Origin of the sequence: Pseudomonas sp. D(2018) (assembly GCF_005502555.1) — a bacterium.
GTDB classification, from domain to species: domain Bacteria; phylum Pseudomonadota; class Gammaproteobacteria; order Pseudomonadales; family Pseudomonadaceae; genus Metapseudomonas; species Metapseudomonas resinovorans.
On the sequence record NZ_SCOK01000008.1, the window covers coordinates 97,177 to 116,550 of the forward strand.

A 19,374-nucleotide genomic window follows, 5' to 3' on the forward strand; every position below is an offset into this window, starting at 1 on the left:
CATGCCGTCGCCGCTGACGATCCTGATTGCCGAGGACAACGCGGCGGACAGGCTGCTGCTGTCCACCATCGTCAACCGCCAGGGCCATCGCGCCCTGACCGCCGCCAACGGTCGTGAGGCCGTGGCGCTGTTCCAGCAGGAACAGCCGCAACTGGTGCTGATGGATGCCCTGATGCCGGTGATGGACGGCTTCGAGGCTGCCCGCCAGATCAAGCAACTGGCCGGCGAAGCCCTGGTGCCGATCATCTTCCTCACGTCTCTGACGGAAAACGAAGCGCTGGTGCGCTGCCTGGAGGCGGGCGGCGATGACTTTCTCGCCAAGCCCTACAACCGGGTCATCCTCGAAGCCAAGATCAAGGCCCTGGACCGACTGCGTCGCCTGCAGGACACCGTGTTGCAGCAGCGCGACCTGATCGCTCGCCACAATGAGCACCTGGTGACCGAACAGCGGGTGGCCAAGGCCGTGTTCGACAAGGTGGCGCACTCCGGTTGCCTCAGCGCTCCGAACATTCGTTACCTGCAATCGCCGTACGCGCTGTTCAATGGTGACCTGCTGTTGGCGGCCTACAAGCCCTCGGGTGGCATGCACGTGCTGCTCGGCGACTTCACCGGCCACGGCCTGCCGGCGGCCATCGGTGCCATGCCCCTGGCCGAAGTGTTCTACGGCATGACCGCCAAGGGCTATGCCATGGCCGACATCCTGCGCGAGATGAACGCCAAGCTGAAACGCATCCTGCCGGTGGGGGTGTTCTGCTGTGCCACGTTCCTCAACCTGAGCTTCCAGCGACACCTGGTCGAGGTGTGGAATGGCGGCCTGCCCGATGGCTACCTGCGTCGCGCCGGCAACGGCGAACTGGTGCCGCTGGTGTCGCGCCACCTGCCGTTGGGGGTGCTCGACCAGGGCAGCTTCAACGCGCATTTCGAGTCCTACCCCATCGAGACCGGTGACCGCATCCTCCTGGTGTCCGACGGTGTGCTGGAAACCCGCAATGACAATGAAGAAACCTTTGGCGACGAGCGGTTGCGCGCCGTGCTCGACGCCAGCGGTGACGGCAGTCGTCTGTTCGACGAGATCCAACTGGCCCTGAGCGCCTTTCGCGGCCATGCCCAGGACGATGTGAGCATGATCGAGGTGCGCATGCTCGAAGAGTCCACCGAGCGTGCCAAGCTGGCCTTCACTGACAGTGGCCAGGCCAGCCCCCTGGACTGGTCCGCGTCCTTCGAGTTCCGTGCCCAGACGTTGAAACGCTTCAATCCGCTGCCTTTTCTGCTGCAACTGCTGTTGGAGGTCCAGGGGCTGCGCGATCAGGGGGGCGCCCTCTACACGGTGCTCGCCGAGCTTTACTCCAACGCCCTGGAGCACGGCGTGCTGGGGTTGGATTCGTCGCTCAAGCGTAACGCTGAAGGTTTCGCCCGCTACTATCGGGAGCGCAGCGAGCGCCTGGCCGGGCTGGAGGAGGGCTACGTGCGTTTTCATCTGCAACTGATCCCGGAAGGCCGGGGAGGGCGGTTGCTGATCCATGTCGAAGACAGCGGCAAAGGCTTCGACGTGGGCACGGTCCTGGCTCAGCAGCCGTCGACGGACAGCCTCTGTGGTCGAGGCCTCACCCTGATCAGTCAGCTGACGGCACGTTGCGAGCCCGCTGAAGACGGCAAGGGCATACACGTGGAGTTCCGTTGGCCCACTCGGGCATAATTTTCCGACGTTCAGTACAGGGAGTGACGGGTTTGTCCAATATCCATCTCGACCATTCTGTGCTGTCTTCCCTGCGGGAAGTCATGGAGGACGAGTTTCCAGTGCTGCTGGATACCTTCCTGGCGGACTCAGCGGAGCGCCTGCGGCAGATCCAGCAGGCGAATACTGTGCACGACAGCCAGGCCTTGCGCCTAGCGGCCCATAGCTTCAAGGGCAGTTGCAGCAACATGGGCGCTCCCGTGCTGGCGGGGCTGTGCAAGCAACTGGAAGACATTGCCCGGCGCGAGCAACTTGCCGATGCGGCTGCCGTCATCCCGCAGATCGAGCAGGAGTTCCTCATCGTCCGCGACCTGCTGCAGGAAGAACGTCGCGGCCTGGCGCACTGATCTGCACCCCCAGCTTTCGGCCAGCATGTTGGCCCATCCTTTGCACTTCCCTTGGCACGAACCAACCCGAGCGGAGAGTGCCCATGCCCGTTGCCCCCGATCTGCTTCTTCAGGCCAGGCCTGAGGTGAAGCCGAAAGCACCGGCCGCAAAAGCCCCGGAGAAACCGGCGGAAACCAGTAAGGGCGAGGCTTCCAGCTTCGCCCAGATGTACGCGAAAGAACGTCAGGCCAAGGCCGCTGAACGCAATGAAGCGGCGGCCAAACAGGCCAGCACGAAGTCGGATGAGACGGCAAGCCAGGACGAGCCTGCGACCGATCCTGCCGCCAGCCAGCCGGTTGTTGCCGATAGCGGCAAGCCCTTGCCGGCCGAAGAAGGCGGCGCCAAGGAGGCCCCCGACGAGCCTGTGATGGACCCGTTGCTGCTCATGGGAATGACTGGCCAACTGCCCGCCGATGCCGCACCGGTCGAGGCGGATGGCGCCGCCGACGCACTGTCGGCCCTGCCCGTTGCGCCGCCCGTGAACAGCTCGGCGCCGGCCACCCTGAGCGAAGCCGCCCTCGACCCGGACCTCGATCAGCTCAACGGCTTGCCGGCAGTGAAGATGACCCAGGACCAGGCGGCTCAGGCAGCAGCCCAGCAGGTGCAGAACGCGGCTCAGGCTGCGCCTGGCGCGGACCAGGACTTCGCCAGTGCCCTGGCAGCCTTCGCCGATGAACCGCTGGAAGCCGGTGAGGGCGAGCTGGACAAGGCGCTGTCGTCCTCCGAACTTTCAGTTGAGTTGGCCGATGGGCTTGGCGAGAACAAGGGGGAGGTGCGTAACGAACTGCTCGCCAACCGTCTCAATGCCTTGAGCCAGGCCATCAGCCAGCAGACCGCCCAGGCCCAGCGCACGCCGGCCCTAGTGCCGGGACAACCGGTGGCCATGCAGCAGGGGGGCTGGAGCGAAGCGGTGGTGGATCGGGTCATGTGGTTGTCCAGCCAGAACCTCAAGTCCGCCGAGATCCAGCTTGATCCTCAAGAGCTGGGCCGCCTCGAAGTACGGGTGAACATGACCCAGGACCAGACCCAGGTGACCTTCGCCAGTCCCAATGCCAACGTGCGCGATGCGCTGGAAGGGCAGATGCATCGCTTGCGCGATATGTTCGCCCAGCAGGGCATGAACCAGCTCGACGTGAACGTTTCCGACCAATCCCTGAGCCGTGGCTGGCAAGGGCAGGGCGGTGACGGCGAACGCCGATCTGCCGGCGGCCGTGCCGACTTCGGCGGGGGCAGTGACGAAGACATCTCGGTGAGCCATAGCGAGATCCGCCCGGCCTCGACAAGTGGTGGGCGGGGATTGGTGGATTTCTACGCCTGACGCCCTCTCCCCCGGTCCCTCTCCTCTTCAGGGGGAGAGGGAACCCCGTGACAGCCGCCCCCCGACACTGGTATATCCGCAGCCCTGAAAGCAATTGCCCGAGCTGCCGATTGGCTGGCGAGCTGGCATAACACTTGCTCATTCCCCAGGAAAAGGCGGGCTTGCCCCGTTCGGCGACGGATTATTGGCATGGCGAAGAAAGAAGCGAAGGCCCCGGCAGAGGGTGGGGCAGCAGGCGGTAAGAGCAAGCTGAAGCTCATCATTCTGGGCGTGGCTGCGCTGTTGCTGGCAATCGGCCTGTCGGTGGGCGCTACCTGGTTTTTCCTCAGCGGTGGCGATAAAGGCGCCGAACCGGCCGAAGAGGAAGCCACCAGTGCGCCGGCCAAACAGCCAGCCATCTACCAGGAGCTGGCCCCCGCCTTCGTGGTGAACTTCAACCAGAACGGTCGCCAGCGATACATGCAGGTGAGCGTTGCGCTAATGACCCGCGACCAGGCTCAGATGGACGCCCTCAAGGTGCATATGCCGGTGCTGCGCAACAAGCTGGTCATGCTGTTCTCCAGCCAGAACTTCGAAGCCCTGGCCACGCCGGTGGGCAAGGAGATGCTGCGCCAGCAGGCCACCGCCACCGTGCAGGAGCTGGCCAAGCAGGAAACGGGCGCGGTGACCGTCGAACAAGTGCTCTTCACCAACTTCGTATTGCAGTAGGCAAGGTACAACCATGGCTGTTCAAGACCTGCTGTCCCAGGACGAAATCGACGCGCTGTTGCACGGCGTCGACGACGGCCTGGTTGAAACCGAAACCGATGCGGACCCGACCAGCGTCAAAAGCTATGACCTGACCAGCCAGGACCGCATCGTCCGGGGGCGCATGCCGACCCTGGAAATGATCAACGAGCGCTTCGCCCGCTACACCCGCATCAGCATGTTCAACCTGCTGCGTCGTTCCGCCGACGTGGCGGTAGGCGGCGTGCAGGTGATGAAGTTCGGCGAGTACGTGCACTCGCTCTATGTCCCTACCAGCCTCAACCTGGTGAAGATGAAGCCACTGCGCGGCACCTCGCTGTTCATCCTCGACGCCAAGCTGGTGTTCAAGCTGGTGGACAACTTCTTTGGCGGCGACGGTCGCCACGCCAAGATCGAGGGGCGCGAGTTCACCCCAACCGAGCTGCGCGTGGTCCGCATGGTGCTGGACCAGGCCTTCGTCGACCTGGCCGAAGCCTGGCACGCCGTGATGGACGTGAACTTCGAGTACATCAACTCGGAAGTGAACCCGGCCCTGGCCAACATCGTCAGCCCGAGCGAAGTGGTGGTGGTTTCCACCTTCCATATCGAACTGGACGGCGGCGGTGGCGACCTGCACATCACCATGCCCTATTCGATGATCGAGCCGATCCGGGAGATGCTCGACGCCGGCTTCCAGTCCGATGTCGATGACCAGGACGAACGCTGGATCAAGGCCCTGCGCGAAGACATCCTCGACGTCAGCGTGCCGGTGGGTGCCACCGTGGTGCGTCGCCAGCTCAAGCTGCGGGACATCCTGCACATGCAGCCGGGCGACGTGATTCCGGTGGAGCTGCCCGAACACATGATCATGCGCGCCAATGGCGTGCCGGCCTTCAAGGCCAAGCTGGGGTCGCACAAGGGCAACCTGTCGCTGCAGATCCTCGAACCGATCGAACGCCAGCGCTGATTGCGCGCTACCCACGAATTCAGAGCCAGCCGAGGTCAAGCGATGGCAAACGACATGGACACTACCACTCCCGAAGAGCAGGCCCTGGCCGACGAATGGGCTGCCGCCCTGGCCGAAGCCGGCGACGCGTCCCAGGACGATATCGACGCGCTGATGAACCAGGGTGCCGGCAGCGCCCCCAGTTCGCCGCGTGCCCCCATGGAGGAGTTCGGCAGCGTACCCAAGGCCAACGGTCCGGTGAGCCTGGACGGCCCCAACCTGGACGTGATCCTGGATATCCCGGTGTCCATTTCCATGGAAGTGGGCAACACCGATATCACCATCCGCAACCTGCTGCAGCTCAACCAGGGTTCGGTGATCGAGCTCGACCGCCTGGCTGGCGAGCCGCTGGACGTGCTGGTCAACGGCACCCTGATCGCCCATGGCGAAGTGGTGGTGGTCAACGAGAAGTTCGGTATCCGGCTGACTGACGTGATCAGCCCAAGCGAACGCATCAAGAAGCTGCGCTGAAGCCATGCGCCGTTTTCTGCTCGCGGGGCTGTTTCTCTTCCCCATGACCGGCTTCGCCGTCGAAACCGCCGAAACCGCCGAAACCGCAGCGACCGCTCCGGCGCCCGCCGCCGCTGCGGCTCAGGCCGGCACTGGCATGGCCGCCCAGCTCGGGCAACTGGCGCTCGGTCTGTTGCTGGTGGTGGGGCTGATCTTCCTGCTCGCCTGGCTGCTGCGTCGGGTACAGCAACTTGGGCCGCGTGGCGGCCAGGTGATCAAGTTGGTGGCCAGCCAGGCGCTGGGTCCGCGAGATCGGCTGGTGCTGGTCCAGGTGGGGGGCGAACAGATTCTGCTGGGCCTCAGCGCCGGGCGTATCACGCCGCTGCATGTGCTGAAGGAGCCCGTGCCCCAGGCTGACGCCGAAGTCGCCAGCCCGGAATTCGCCCAACGTCTGATGGAACTGCTCGGCAAGGACAAGCATTGATGCCCCTGCACCGCCTCCTCATCGCGCTGCTGCTGGTGCTGGCCGCGCCGCTGGCCCTGGGCGCTGACAACCCCTTGTCGGTGCCCGCCATTACGCTGTCCACCAATCCGGAAGGCCAGCAGGAATACTCGGTAAGCCTGCAGATCCTGCTGATCATGACGGCGCTGAGTTTCATCCCGGCGTTCGTCATGCTGATGACCAGCTTCACGCGGATCATCATTGTCTTCTCCATCCTGCGCCAGGCGCTGGGCCTGCAGCAGACGCCGTCGAACCAGATCCTCGTCGGCCTGGCGCTGTTCCTGACCATGTTCATCATGGCGCCGGTGTTCGACCAGGTGAATCGCGATGCCCTGCAGCCCTATCTCAACGAGCAGATGACGGCACAGGACGCAGTGGCCAAGGCACAAGTGCCGATCAAGAACTTCATGTTGGCGCAGACCCGCGCCAGCGACCTGGACCTGTTCATGCGTCTGTCCAAGCGCACCGACATCGCCAGCGCGGATGAGGCGCCGCTGACCATCCTGGTCCCGGCCTTCGTCACCTCCGAGCTGAAGACGGCATTCCAGATCGGCTTCATGATCTTCATCCCGTTCCTGATCATCGACCTGGTGGTCGCCAGCGTGCTCATGGCGATGGGCATGATGATGCTCTCGCCGCTGATCATCTCCCTGCCGTTCAAGATCATGCTCTTCGTCCTGGTGGATGGCTGGGCATTGATCATCGGCACCCTTGCCGGCAGTTTCGGCGGCGTATAGGAGGCTCGCGATGACCCCTGAAGTTGCGGTCGACCTGTTCCGTGAGGCGCTCTGGCTGACCTGTCTGATCGTCGCCATCCTGGTGGTGCCGAGCCTGCTAGTGGGCCTCATCGTCGCCATGTTCCAGGCGGCCACCCAGATCAACGAGCAGACCCTGAGCTTCCTGCCGCGCCTGTTGGTGATGTTGCTCACCCTGATCTGGGCCGGCCCCTGGATGACCCGCCAACTGATGGAGTACATCCAGACGCTCTATCAGAACATCCCGATGTTGATCGGCTGACCATGCTCGAACTCAGCGACGCACAGATCGGTGGCTGGGTCGGCAGCTTCCTGCTCCCGCTGTTCCGCATCGCCGCGCTGCTGATGACCATGCCGATCATCGGTACCCAACTGGTGCCGACGAGGGTCCGCCTGTACCTCGCGCTGGCCATTGCCGTGGTGCTGGTGCCAACGCTGCCGCCGATGCCGCAGGTGGACGCCATCAACCTGGGCAACATCCTGCTGATTGGCGAGCAGATACTGGTCGGCGCCTTGCTCGGCTTCATGCTGCAACTGTTCTTCCACGCGTTCGTGGTGGCCGGTCAGATCATTTCCATGCAGATGGGCCTGGGTTTCGCGTCCATGGTCGATCCCACCAATGGCGTTTCGGTGCCGGTGCTCGGCCAGTTCTACCTGATGTTGGTGACCTTGCTGTTCCTGTCCATGAACGGTCACCTGGTGGTCTTCGAGATATTGGCCGAAAGCTTCGTCACCCTGCCGGTGGGCGGCGGATTGCTGACCAACCATCACTGGGAAGTCGCCGGCAAGCTCGGCTGGGTCATGGGCGCGGGCCTGCTGTTGTCCTTGCCGGCGGTCACCGCGCTGCTGGTGGTGAACCTGGCCTTCGGCGTGATGACCCGCGCGGCGCCGCAACTGAACATCTTCTCCATTGGTTTTCCCCTGACCCTGGCGTTGGGGCTGGTGATCGTCTGGATCGGCCTGGCCGACATCCTCACCCAGTACCAGGTCCTGGCCAGCGACGCCCTGCAGCTCATGCGCGAGCTGGCGAGGGCGCGATGAACACGTCGTCTCGGTTTACGACTGTAAATGAGCAGGTTGAGGCCGTCCTCAACGCAGCATTGGCAACGCAGGTAGTTTTCCATGGCGGAGAGTGAGAGCGGGGCGGACAAGAGCGAGGAACCCACAGGGAAACGGTTGCAGGAGGCCCGCGACAAGGGCCAGATCGCCCGTTCCCGCGAGCTCAATACCCTCGCTGTGACCCTGGCCGGGGCGGGTGGCCTGCTGGCCAGCGGCGGTGGCCTGGCAGACATGATGATGAAGCTGATGCAGTCCAACTTCGACCTGCCGCGAGCGGTGTTGATGGATGAGCGAAGCATGGGCATCTGGCTGCTGATGTCCGGCAAGATGGCGCTGGATGCCTTGCTGCCGTTGCTGATCACCCTGCTCGTGGTGTCCATTGCCGGTCCTGTTTCCCTCGGCGGTTGGCTGTTCTCCACCGAAGCCCTGATGCCCAAGTTCAGCCGGATGAATCCGTTGTCCGGGCTCAAGCGGATGTTCTCCCTGCACGCGCTGGCTGAGCTGCTCAAGGCACTGGCCAAGTTCGTGCTGATCCTGCTGGTGGCGCTGGCGGTGCTCAGCTCGGACCGCGACGATCTTCTGGCTATCGCCCATGAACCCCTGGACATGGCCATCCTCCACAGCGTCCAGGTGGTGGGCTGGAGCGCGGTTTGGCTGGCTTGTGGCCTGATCCTGATCGCTGCCGTGGACGTGCCGTTCCAGCTCTGGGACAACAAGCAGAAGTTGATGATGACCAAGCAGGAGGTGCGCGACGAGTACAAGGACACCGAGGGCAAGCCTGAGGTCAAGTCGCGCATCCGCCGTCTGCAGCGGGAAATGGCCGAGCGCCGAATGATGGCCGCCGTGCCGCAGGCTGACGTGGTCATCACCAACCCGACCCACTTCGCCGTGGCCCTGAAGTACGACGCCGATAAAGGTGGTGCGCCGGTGTTGCTGGCCAAGGGCAATGATTTCACCGCGTTGAAGATCCGCGAGATCGCCCAGGAGAGCCAGGTAATGGTGCTGGAGTCCCCGGCCCTGGCGCGGGCGGTCTACTACTCCACCGAGCTGGATCAGGAAATCCCCGCCGGCCTCTACCTGGCCGTGGCCCAGGTGCTGGCCTACGTCTATCAGCTCAAGCAGTTCCGCTCCGGCCGCGGCAAACGCCCGGCGCCGCTGAACAACCTGCCGATTCCGCCGGATTTGCGGCGCGACGAGTGACGCCAGCCCTGGTCTGCTCGTTTTTCTGTGGGGGCGAATTCATTCGCTATGTCTGCGTTAGCTGTTGCTAGAGATTTACCATCCGGCCAAATGCCTTGTAGGAGCTGGCTTGCCAGCGAAACGGGGCCATTCGCTGGCAAGCCAGCTCCTACGGGCAATGCAGCTGCCTGCAACACGAAGTGCAGACATAGCCAATTCATTCGCCAAGCAGGCCGAAGGTCTGCCCCACGCGCCAGCATTGGGGCAGCTGCGCTGCCCTTGGCGAATGAATTCGCCCCCACAAGTCATTGACCCACCTCGTTTCATTCCCGGATTTTTCTTCCGTCTAATCAATCTCTTAACGAAGTTGGAAAGCTTCTTGCAGCAGGCGGGGCAGGGCGCTTTCTCGCGTCAAAAGATTGGATGTGCGGAGCCAGGCTTCGCGAAAGGGGTAGGGGAGTACCAGTGGATCGTACGCAACTGATCGGCAATGTCCGCAACAACCTGGTGGGCATGGGGCGTGGCAACCTCGGTGTGCCGCTGCTGGTCCTGGTGATGCTGGGCATGATGACCCTGCCGGTGCCGCCGTTCCTGCTGGACGTCTTCTTCACCTTCAACATTGCCCTGTCGATCGTGGTGCTGCTGGTCAGCGTGTACGCCCTGCGCCCCCTGGATTTCGCCGTCTTCCCGACCATCCTGCTGGTCGCCACTCTCTTGCGCCTGGCGCTGAACGTAGCGTCCACCCGCGTGGTGCTGCTCCACGGCCAGGACGGCCATGACGCTGCAGGCAAGGTGATCCAGGCCTTCGGCGATGTCGTGGTAGGCGGCAACTACGTGGTTGGTGCTGTGGTCTTCGCGATCCTGATGATCATCAACTTCGTGGTGGTCACCAAGGGTGCCGGGCGTATCTCCGAGGTGAGTGCGCGTTTCACCCTGGATGCGATGCCCGGCAAGCAGATGGCAATTGACGCCGACCTCAACGCCGGTCTGATCGACCAGGCTGAGGCCAAGAAGCGCCGCTCCGAGGTTTCCCAGGAAGCGGACTTCTACGGCTCCATGGACGGTGCGAGCAAGTTCGTGCGCGGTGACGCCATCGCTGGCCTGCTGATTCTCTTCATCAACCTCATCGGCGGTGTGGCCATCGGCATGCTGCAGCATGGCCTGAGCTTCAGCGACGCCGGCCGTATCTATTCCCTGCTGACCATCGGTGACGGCCTGGTGGCGCAGATTCCTTCGCTGTTGCTGTCCACCGCTGCAGCGATCATGGTGACCCGCGTGTCTTCCTCCGAGGACATGGGCCAGCAGGTCAACCGCCAGATGTTCGCCTCGCCCAAGGCCCTGGCGGTGTCCGCTGCGATCCTTATCGCCATGGGCTTGGTGCCCGGCATGCCCCATGTGTCCTTCATCGGCCTGGGCCTGGTGGCTGCCGGTGGCGCCTGGTGGATCTGGCAGAAGCAGAAGAAGGTCACGGAAGAGGCTGTCCAGGAAGAAAAGCGCCAGCAGGAACTGTTGCCCGCCCAGCGCGCACAGGAAACCAAGGAACTGGGTTGGGATGACGTGATCCCGGTTGACCTGGTAGGCCTGGAAGTCGGCTACCGGCTGATTCCGTTGGTAGACCGTAACCAGGGAGGTCAACTGCTGGCGCGGATCAAGGGGGTTCGCAAGAAGCTGTCCCAGGAGATGGGCTTCCTGATGCCTTCGGTGCATATCCGCGACAACCTCGACCTGCTGCCCAACGCCTATCGCCTGACCCTGATGGGCGTCAGCGTGGCCGAGGCGGAGGTCTACCCGGACCGCGAGCTGGCGATCAACCCCGGCCAGGTGTTCGGCACCCTCAATGGCGTCGCCGCCAAGGATCCGGCGTTCGGGCTGGAAGCGGTATGGATCGACGCCAGCCAGCGCGACCAGGCGCAATCCCTCGGCTACACGGTGGTTGATGCGAGCACCGTGGTCGCTACGCACCTGAACCAGGTGCTGCATAAGCACGCTCACGAGTTGCTGGGCCATGAAGAAGTCCAGCAACTGATGCAGAACCTGGCCAAGAGTTCGCCGCGCCTCGCCGAAGAGCTGGTGCCGGGCATGATTTCGCTGTCGACCTTGCTGAAGGTGCTCCAGGCCCTGCTGCAGGAACAGGTGCCGGTACGCGACATCCGCACCATCGCCGAAGCCATCGCCAATGTGGCGCCCAAGAGTCAAGATCCCGCCGCTCTGGTGGCGGCGGTTCGTGTGTCGCTGGCCCGCGCAATCGTGCAAAGCATTGTGGGACTAGAGCCGGAGCTGCCTGTGATTACTCTGGAACCCAGGTTGGAACAGATATTGCTCAATAGTCTGCAGAAGGCCGGACAAGGTTCGGAAGATGGCGTTCTCCTCGAACCCGGAATGGCCGAGAAGCTGCAACGTTCCCTGGTGGAAGCGGCGCAGCGCCAGGAAATGCTCGGCAAGCAGGCGATCCTGCTGGTGGCCGGGCCGATCCGGGCGATGATGTCGCGCTTCGCAAGGCTCGCCGTGCCGACCATGCACGTACTGGCCTACCAGGAAATACCGGACAACAAGCAGGTCACCATAGTCGCGACTGTGGGGCAGAACTAACCGAGGTCAAAGACCATGCAGGTCAAACGCTTCTTCGCCGCCGATATGCGTCAAGCCATGAAGTTGGTGCGTGATGAACTGGGCGCGGATGCCGCCATCATCGGTAATCGCCGGGTCGCCGGCGGTGTCGAACTGACCGCGGCGCTGGACTACCCGATGCCCGCACCGGCCCCGAGCAAGCCCAACCCCGCGCTCGAGGCCGAGTTGCGCAAGACTCAGGCACGCATCGCCGAGGCGCAGGCCGAACTGACCACCCGCGCCCAGGCTGACGCTGGCAAGGACCGTCAATTGTTCGCCGGCCAGCCCCTGACCGCCATCGAGTCGGAATTGCCAGAAGCCGCCCTGGCCGCTGCCATGAGCCGCCCACGCCCGGTGGCCCGCCCGGTGGAACCGGTCAGTGCGCCCAGATCCGCCGCGGTGGACCAGTCTGCCCTGGACGCCATGCGTTTCGAGTTGAGTGGCCTGCGTGAACTGATCGAAGTGCAGCTGGGTTCCATCGCCTGGGGCCAGATGCAGAGCCGTCGTCCGCAACAGGCCAGCCTCTGGCGCCGCCTGCAGCGCATGGGGTTGCCGGCTGAACTGGCCCGCGCCCTGCTGGACAAGGTGGCCAAGGTCAACGAACCGCGTCAGGCCTGGCGCATGCTGCTGGCACACCTGGCCCATGCCATTCGCACGCCGCAGATCGAACCGATGGAAGAGGGCGGTGTGATTGCGCTGGTCGGCCCTGCCGGCATGGGTAAGACCACCACCCTGGCCAAGCTGGCCGCCCGCTACGTACTCAAGTACGGCGCCCAGAGCGTCGCCCTGGTGAGCATGGACAGCTTCCGCATCGGCGCCCAGGAGCAGATCAAGACCCTTGGCCGCATCCTCAATGTGCCGGTGACCCTGGTCGATCCGGGTCAGTCTCTGACCCAGGCCTTGGCCCCGCTGGTCCGCAAGCGCGTGGTGCTGATCGATACCGCCGGTCTGCCGGGCAACGATCCGGCCCTGGCCATGCAGCTCGAAGCCCTGGCCAGCCGGGCGATAAACGCGAAGAATTACCTGGTGATGGCTGCCACCAGCCAGAGCCAGGTGCTCAAGGCGGCCTATCACAGCTACAAACGTTGCGGCCTGGTCGGTTGCGTCATTACCAAGGCAGACGAAGCGGCCAGCCTGGGCGAGGTTTTGGGGCTGGCTATCGGCCAGCATCTCCCGGTAGCCTATCTGGCCGACGGCCCGCGAATTCCGGATGATCTGCAGGTTCCCCGCAGCCATCAACTGGTGAGCCGCGCGGTCAGCCTCCAGGCGCCTGAAGATCCGAGTGAAGAGGCAATGGCCGATCTGTTCGCCGGCCTCTACCAGAATCCGGCGCGTCGCGCCGGTTGAAGAATTGTGAACCGCCCCTCCGAGGGGCGGTGCTGGACCGCCAAATGGCCCCTAAGGCAAGGTATTTGAAATGGGTAGTATTCATCCCGTACAGGTGATCGCGGTGACCGGCGGCAAGGGCGGCGTCGGTAAGACCAACGTGTCGGTGAACCTTTCACTGGCCCTGGCCGAACTCGGCCGTCGCGTCATGTTGTTGGACGCCGACCTTGGCCTGGCCAATGTCGACGTCCTGCTGGGCCTCACCGCCAAGCGCACCCTGGCCGATGTGATCAATGGCGAATGTGACCTGCGCGACGTGCTGTTGCAGGGACCGGGGGGCATCCGCATCGTCCCGGCCGCCTCCGGCACCCAGAGCATGGTGCAGCTTTCGCCCATGCAGCACGCCGGCCTGATCCAGGCATTCAGCGATATCAGCGACAACCTCGACGTGCTGGTGATCGATACCGCCGCCGGCATCGGTGATTCGGTGGTCAGCTTCGTTCGCGCGGCCCAGGAGGTGATCGTGGTGGTTTGCGACGAGCCGACTTCCATCACCGACGCCTACGCGCTGATCAAGTTGCTCAACCGCGATTACGGCATGAGCCGCTTCCGCGTGCTGGCCAACATGGCCCACAGCCCGCAGGAAGGGCGCAACCTGTTCGCCAAACTGACCAAGGTCACCGACCGTTTCCTCGACGTCGCGCTGCAGTACGTGGGCGCCGTTCCCTATGACGAGTCGGTGCGCAAGGCCGTACAGAAACAGCGTGCGGTCTATGAAGCCTTCCCGCGCTCGAAGTGCTCGCTGGCCTTCAAGGCCATCGCACAGAAGGTCGACAGCTGGCCGCTGCCGGCCAACCCGCGGGGCCACCTGGAGTTCTTCGTCGAGCGGCTGGTCAAACAGCCCTCCGCGGATAGCCCTGTATGACACCCGCCACTGGACTGCGTATGTACGGCAAGGCTCAGGCAAGGGATTCGCAGCATCAGCTGATCGAGCGCTATGCGCCCCTGGTCAAGCGAATCGCGTATCACCTGCTCGCGCGCCTGCCGGCTAGCGTGCAGGTGGAAGACCTGATGCAGTCCGGGATGATCGGCTTGCTCGAAGCCTCGAAGAAATACGACGGCAGCAAGGGTGCCAGTTTCGAGACCTACGCCGGCATCCGCATTCGCGGGGCCATGCTCGACGAGGTCCGCAAGGGCGACTGGGCACCGCGTTCGGTGCACCGCAATACCCGTATGGTGAGCGACGCAATCCGTACGATCGAAGCCAGAACAGGACGCGACGCTAAAGATCAGGAAGTTGCTGCCGAACTTGGATTGAGTCTCGAAGACTACTACGGCATCCTGAGCGACACCTTGGGCAGCCGCCTGTTCAGCTTCGACGACCTGTTGCAGGACGGCGAGCAGGGCGGCGTGCACGAGGACGCCGGTGTCACCCAATTCTCACCTTCCCATGATCTGGAAGAAGACCGCTTCCAGGCCGCGCTGGCTGATGCCATCGCGAACCTGCCGGAGCGTGAGCGCCTGGTGCTGGCGCTGTATTACGACGAAGAACTGAACTTGAAGGAAATCGGTGAGGTGCTGGGGGTCAGCGAATCGCGAGTCAGCCAATTGCATAGCCAGTGTGCGGCACGCCTGCGCGCACGGCTCGGTGAATGGCGCGCGCGCTGAACGGCACACCACTGCCAGATTTGAACGGCGCACCCGGCAAGAGGGGCGTTTGAGACTGTACGGAGGTCGACTTGGACAAGAACATGAAAATCCTCATCGTTGACGATTTCTCGACGATGAGACGCATCATCAAGAACCTCTTGCGCGACTTGGGTTTCACCAATACCGCCGAAGCCGACGACGGCACCACGGCTCTGCCGATGCTGCACAGCGGCAACTTCGATTTCCTCGTGACCGACTGGAACATGCCCGGCATGACCGGCATCGACCTGCTGCGCGCGGTGCGTGCAGATGAGCGCCTGAAACACCTGCCGGTGCTGATGGTGACCGCCGAGGCCAAGCGCGACCAGATCATCGAGGCGGCCCAGGCCGGGGTGAACGGCTATGTGGTCAAGCCTTTCACTGCCCAGGTCCTGAAAGAAAAAATCGAGAAGATCTTCGAGCGGGTCAACGGCTGATGTCAGCCGCGAGGGCACCATGGACCAGAACGAACACCTGCTGGGAGACTTCGAGTCGACCCTGAAAACCCGCGCGCGAGAATTGGTAGATAGCCTCGAGAAGGGCAATTTCACTGACGCCGTGCAACTCATCCACGAACTCAATCAGGTCCGTGACCGTGGCCTTTACCAGGAAGTTGGCAAGCTGACGCGCGAACTGCACAACGCCATCGTCAACTTCCAGATCGACCCGCACCTGCCGCACTCCCAGGAAATGTCGCAGATCGCCGATGCGACCGACCGACTTTCCTATGTCGTGAAGATGACCGAGAAGGCCGCCAACCGGACCATGGATCTGGTGGAGGAAAGCGCGCCGCTGCTCAACGGCCTGAGCGATGAAGCCCAGCAACTGGGGGATGAGTGGGGTCGCTTCATGCGCCGGGAAATCGGCGCGGACGGTTTCCGAGAGCTGGCTCGCCGTATCGAACAGTTCCTCGCCCGCAGCCAGCGCGACACCGATGCGCTGTCCGGCAAGCTCAACGAAATCCTGCTCGCCCAGGATTACCAGGACCTGACCGGCCAGGTGATCAAGCGCGTGACCCAACTGGTGACCGAGGTGGAAAGCAACCTGGTCAAGCTGGTGCTGATGGCCAGCCAGGTGGATCGCTATGCCGGTATCGAGCACGACCACAACGCGCTGCGCGCCGAGCTGGAACAACAAAAAAGTCCTTCCAGGGGTGAAGGTCCGCAGATCCATGCCGATATACGTGAAGACGTGGTGTCCGGACAGGACGACGTTGACGATCTGCTATCCAGCCTAGGCTTTTAGGGAGCGCTCATATGAGCTTCGACGCCGATGAAGAAATCCTCCAGGACTTCCTGGTAGAGGCCGGCGAAATTTTGGAGCAACTCTCCGAGCAGCTGGTCGAGCTGGAAAGCCGCCCGGACGACATGGACCTGCTCAACGCGATTTTCCGTGGTTTCCATACCGTGAAGGGTGGTGCTGGCTTCCTCCAGCTCAACGCCCTGGTGGAGTGCTGCCACATCGCCGAAAACGTCTTCGACATTCTGCGCAAGGGCGAGCGCCGCGTGGATGCCGAGCTGATGGATGTGGTGCTGCAGGCGCTGGACACGGTCAACGAAATGTTCACCGAAGTGCGCGAGCGCAGCGAACCGACGCCAGCCACCGCGGAGTTGCTGGCTGCACTGTCGCGCCTGGCCGAGCCGGCTGGCGCCGAGCCTGCGCCCGCTCCGGTGATCGAGGAGCCTGCTCCCGTCGAAGCGAGCGCCGATATCACCGACAGCGAGTTCGAGCAACTGCTGGACGCCCTGGGTGACAACGCGGGTGGCGTCGCCGAACCGGCCGCTGCTGCCGCTGATGAAATTACCGACGACGAATTCGAAGCGCTGCTTGACCAGCTGCATGGCAAGGGCAAGTTCGTCGCTGCCGTGGAGCCGGAAGCCGCCGTCGCCGCCCATGCCGCTAAGGCTGTTCCGGCTATGGCCGGCGCGGGTGACGAAATCTCAGACGATGAGTTCGAGGACCTGCTCGACCAACTGCACGGCAAGGGCAAGTTCAACGGCGCCACGGACGTGGCCGCGAGTGCTCCGGTCGCGCCAGTCGCGCCTGCTGCTTCGGCCGCAGCCGCGAACGGCGGCGAGAACATCACCGACGACGAATTCGAAGCGCTGCTCGACCAGCTGCACGGCAAGGGCAAGTTCAACGGCGCTGCCGAAGAATCGGTTGTCGCGCCTGCCGCGAGCCGCCCGGCTCCCGCTCCCGCACCGGTGCCCAAGCCCGCGGTCAAGGCCAAGGCCGAACCGGCGCCTGCGCCCGCACCTCGCCAACCGGCTGCGACCGCTGGCGGCAACGGCGCTGCCGGCCCGGCCGTGGCCAGCGAAGCGGAAACCACCGTACGGGTGGATACCGCGCGCCTGGACGAGATCATGAACATGGTCGGCGAGCTGGTGCTGGTGCGTAACCGCCTGGTGCGCCTGGGCGCCAACAGCGGTGACGAATCCATGGCCAAGGCCGTGTCCAACCTGGATGTGGTGACCGCCGACCTGCAGACCGCGGTGATGAAGACGCGGATGCAGCCGATCAAGAAAGTCTTCGGCCGCTTCCCGCGCCTGGTCCGCGACCTGGCGCGCAACCTGAAAAAGGAAATCAACCTCGAACTCGTGGGCGAGGAAACCGACCTGGACAAGAACCTGGTCGAAGCCCTGGCCGACCCGTTGGTGCACCTGGTGCGCAACGCCGTCGACCACGGCATCGAGTCTCCCGAGGAGCGTGAGGCCGCTGGCAAGTCGCGCACCGGCCGGGTGGTACTCTCCGCCGAGCAGGAAGGCGACCACATCCTCCTGATGATCACCGACGACGGCAAGGGAATGGATGCGGCTGTGCTGCGCGCCAAGGCGGTGGAGAAGGGGCTGCTGGACAAGGACGCCGCCGAGCGTCTGACCGAGCTGGAGTGCTACAACCTGATCTTCGCCCCGGGCTTCTCGACCAAGACCGAGATTTCCGACGTGTCCGGCCGTGGTGTCGGCATGGACGTGGTGAAGACCAAGATCTCCCAGCTCAACGGCACGGTGAACGTGTTCTCGCAAAAGGGCCACGGCTCGAAGATCGTCATCAAGGTTCCGCTGACCCTGGCGATCATGCCGACCCTGATGGTGATGCTGGCCAACCAGGCCTTCGCCTTCCCGCTGGTGAACGTCAACGAGATCTTCCACCTCGACCTGTCGCGCACCAATGTGGTGGACGGCCAGGAAGTGGTGATCGTCCGCGACAAGGCATTGCCGCTGTTCTACCTCAAGCGCTGGCTGGTGCGTGACGCGGCCGTGGAAGAGCAGGGTGAGGGCCATGTGGTGATCCTCTCCGTGGGCACCCAGCGCATCGGGTTCGTGGTCGACCAGTTGGTGGGTCAGGAAGAAGTGGTGATCAAACCCCTGGGCAAGATGCTCCAGGGCACGCCAGGCATGTCCGGCGCCACCATTACCGGCGATGGCCGTATCGCGCTGATCCTCGACGTGCCGAGCATGCTCAAGCATTACGCACGCCGCGGTTGATCTGGGGCGGCCAGGAATGGCCGCCTTCTAGGAGCTTTATTCTTATGGCAGTCAAGGTTCTGGTGGTGGATGACTCCGGGTTCTTCCGCCGCCGTGTCACGGAAATCCTTTCTTCCGACCCCAATATCCAGGTGGTCGGTACCGCCACGAATGGCCGTGAGGCCATCGACCAGGCGCAGGCGCTCAAGCCCGACGTCATCACCATGGACTACGAGATGCCGATGATGGACGGCATCACCGCGGTGCGGCACATCATGCAGCGCTGCCCGACCCCGGTCCTGATGTTCTCCTCGCTGACCCACGAAGGCGCCCGCGTCACCCTCGACGCTCTGGACGCTGGCGCAGTGGACTTCCTGCCGAAGAACTTCGAGGACATCTCGCGCACGCCCGAGAAGGTCAAGCAGCTGCTCTGCGAGAAGGTCCACAGCATTGCCCGCAGCAACCGTCGCTACAGCAGCTTCAGTGCTTCGTCGCATTCGACTCCGGCAGTGGCCCCGAGCACCCCGGCGCGTCCGCTGCATGCGCCAGCGCAACCGAGCCACGCCGCCCCGGCGGCTCCGGCCAGCTCCGCTGCCCCAAAGCGTAAGGCCTACCGGCTGGTAGCCATCGGCACCTCCACCGGCGGGCCGGTTGCCCTGCAACGCGTGCTCACCCAATTGCCGGCCAATTTCCCGGCGCCCCTGGTGCTGATCCAGCACATGCCGGCGGCCTTCACCAAGGCTTTCGCCGAGCGTCTGGACAAGCTCTGCCGGATCTCCGTCAAGGAAGCCGAGGACGGCGACGTACTGCGCCCCGGCCTGGCCCTGCTGGCCCCGGGCGGCAAGCAAATGATGGTCGATGCACGTGGCGTGGTTCGTATCCTGCCCGGTGACGAGCGCCTGAACTACAAGCCCTGCGTGGACATCACCTTTGGCTCCGCGGCCAAGTCCTACAGTGACAAGGTCCTGGCGGTGGTGCTGACCGGCATGGGCGCGGATGGCCGTGAAGGTGCGCGCCTGCTCAAGCAGGGCGGCAGCCAGGTCTGGGCCCAGGACGAAGCCAGCTGCGTGATCTACGGCATGCCCATGGCGGTGGTGAAGGCCAACCTGGCCGACGCCGTCTATGGCCTGGACGACATCGGCCGCCACCTGGTCGAGGCGTGCATTTGATG

19 protein-coding genes are annotated in these 19,374 nt (G+C 63.7%); all 19 read left to right on the forward strand.

Translation table 11 applies throughout. The features are described 5' to 3' along the window. Position 1: 1 nt before the first annotated feature. Complete coding sequence (locus FFS60_RS08125) at positions 2-1,696, forward strand: fused response regulator/phosphatase (protein ID WP_137821682.1); 1,695 nt, start codon at positions 2-4, stop codon at positions 1,694-1,696. A gap of 32 nt (positions 1,697-1,728) precedes the next feature. Next, the gene (locus FFS60_RS08130) at positions 1,729-2,082 is read left to right on the forward strand and encodes an Hpt domain-containing protein (RefSeq protein ID WP_028626552.1); all 354 of its coding nucleotides are present in this window, start codon (positions 1,729-1,731) and stop codon (positions 2,080-2,082) included. Between the two features lie 83 nt (positions 2,083-2,165). Then, positions 2,166-3,440, forward strand: a complete 1,275-nt coding sequence (locus FFS60_RS08135; protein WP_137821683.1) for a flagellar hook-length control protein FliK — start codon at positions 2,166-2,168, stop codon at positions 3,438-3,440. A gap of 189 nt (positions 3,441-3,629) precedes the next feature. Further along, entirely contained in the window at positions 3,630-4,148 is a 519-nt protein-coding gene (fliL, locus tag FFS60_RS08140; RefSeq protein ID WP_028626554.1) for a flagellar basal body-associated protein FliL, read from the forward strand. 13 nt (positions 4,149-4,161) lie between these two features. Then, positions 4,162-5,133, forward strand: a complete 972-nt coding sequence (gene fliM / locus FFS60_RS08145) for a flagellar motor switch protein FliM (protein ID WP_028626555.1) — start codon at positions 4,162-4,164, stop codon at positions 5,131-5,133. Positions 5,134-5,187: 54 nt separating this feature from the next. Then, complete coding sequence (gene fliN / locus FFS60_RS08150) at positions 5,188-5,643, forward strand: flagellar motor switch protein FliN (RefSeq protein WP_371926388.1); 456 nt, start codon at positions 5,188-5,190, stop codon at positions 5,641-5,643. Between the two features lie 4 nt (positions 5,644-5,647). Then, positions 5,648-6,106, forward strand: a complete 459-nt coding sequence (gene fliO / locus FFS60_RS08155) for a flagellar biosynthetic protein FliO (RefSeq protein ID WP_137821685.1) — start codon at positions 5,648-5,650, stop codon at positions 6,104-6,106. Beyond that, positions 6,106-6,861 (forward strand): flagellar type III secretion system pore protein FliP, encoded by a 756-nt coding sequence (fliP, locus tag FFS60_RS08160; protein WP_028626558.1) that lies wholly within the window; start codon positions 6,106-6,108, stop codon positions 6,859-6,861. The genes fliO and fliP overlap by 1 nt, the downstream gene beginning before the upstream one ends. A 10-nt stretch (positions 6,862-6,871) precedes the next feature. Further along, entirely contained in the window at positions 6,872-7,141 is a 270-nt protein-coding gene (gene fliQ / locus FFS60_RS08165; RefSeq protein ID WP_137821686.1) for a flagellar biosynthesis protein FliQ, read from the forward strand. Positions 7,142-7,143: 2 nt separating this feature from the next. Further along, positions 7,144-7,920, forward strand: a complete 777-nt coding sequence (gene fliR / locus FFS60_RS08170; RefSeq protein WP_137821687.1) for a flagellar biosynthetic protein FliR — start codon at positions 7,144-7,146, stop codon at positions 7,918-7,920. A gap of 81 nt (positions 7,921-8,001) precedes the next feature. Further along, the gene (gene flhB / locus FFS60_RS08175) at positions 8,002-9,138 is read left to right on the forward strand and encodes a flagellar biosynthesis protein FlhB (protein WP_137821688.1); all 1,137 of its coding nucleotides are present in this window, start codon (positions 8,002-8,004) and stop codon (positions 9,136-9,138) included. Positions 9,139-9,582: 444 nt separating this feature from the next. Further along, positions 9,583-11,706 (forward strand): flagellar biosynthesis protein FlhA, encoded by a 2,124-nt coding sequence (flhA, locus tag FFS60_RS08180; protein ID WP_028626562.1) that lies wholly within the window; start codon positions 9,583-9,585, stop codon positions 11,704-11,706. A 15-nt stretch (positions 11,707-11,721) separates the two neighbouring features. Next, positions 11,722-13,071, forward strand: a complete 1,350-nt coding sequence (gene flhF, locus FFS60_RS08185; protein ID WP_137821689.1) for a flagellar biosynthesis protein FlhF — start codon at positions 11,722-11,724, stop codon at positions 13,069-13,071. A 70-nt stretch (positions 13,072-13,141) separates the two neighbouring features. Beyond that, a complete protein-coding gene (gene fleN / locus FFS60_RS08190) occupies positions 13,142-13,975 on the forward strand; it encodes a flagellar synthesis regulator FleN (RefSeq protein ID WP_028626564.1) in 834 nt (277 codons plus the stop codon). Continuing rightward, a complete protein-coding gene (gene fliA, locus FFS60_RS08195; protein ID WP_028626565.1) occupies positions 13,972-14,718 on the forward strand; it encodes an RNA polymerase sigma factor FliA in 747 nt (248 codons plus the stop codon). The genes fleN and fliA overlap by 4 nt, the downstream gene beginning before the upstream one ends. Before the next feature lie 83 nt (positions 14,719-14,801). Further along, positions 14,802-15,176 (forward strand): chemotaxis response regulator CheY, encoded by a 375-nt coding sequence (locus FFS60_RS08200; protein WP_003083073.1) that lies wholly within the window; start codon positions 14,802-14,804, stop codon positions 15,174-15,176. 19 nt (positions 15,177-15,195) lie between these two features. Next, positions 15,196-15,984 carry a protein phosphatase CheZ gene (locus FFS60_RS08205; RefSeq protein WP_028626566.1) on the forward strand — a complete coding sequence of 263 codons (789 nt, stop codon included), beginning with the start codon at positions 15,196-15,198 and terminating at the stop codon, positions 15,982-15,984. 11 nt (positions 15,985-15,995) lie between these two features. Further along, the gene (locus FFS60_RS08210) at positions 15,996-18,224 is read left to right on the forward strand and encodes a chemotaxis protein CheA (protein WP_137821690.1); all 2,229 of its coding nucleotides are present in this window, start codon (positions 15,996-15,998) and stop codon (positions 18,222-18,224) included. 44 nt (positions 18,225-18,268) lie between these two features. Continuing rightward, positions 18,269-19,372 (forward strand): chemotaxis response regulator protein-glutamate methylesterase, encoded by a 1,104-nt coding sequence (locus FFS60_RS08215; protein WP_137821691.1) that lies wholly within the window; start codon positions 18,269-18,271, stop codon positions 19,370-19,372. The last annotated feature ends 2 nt before the right edge of the window (positions 19,373-19,374 follow it).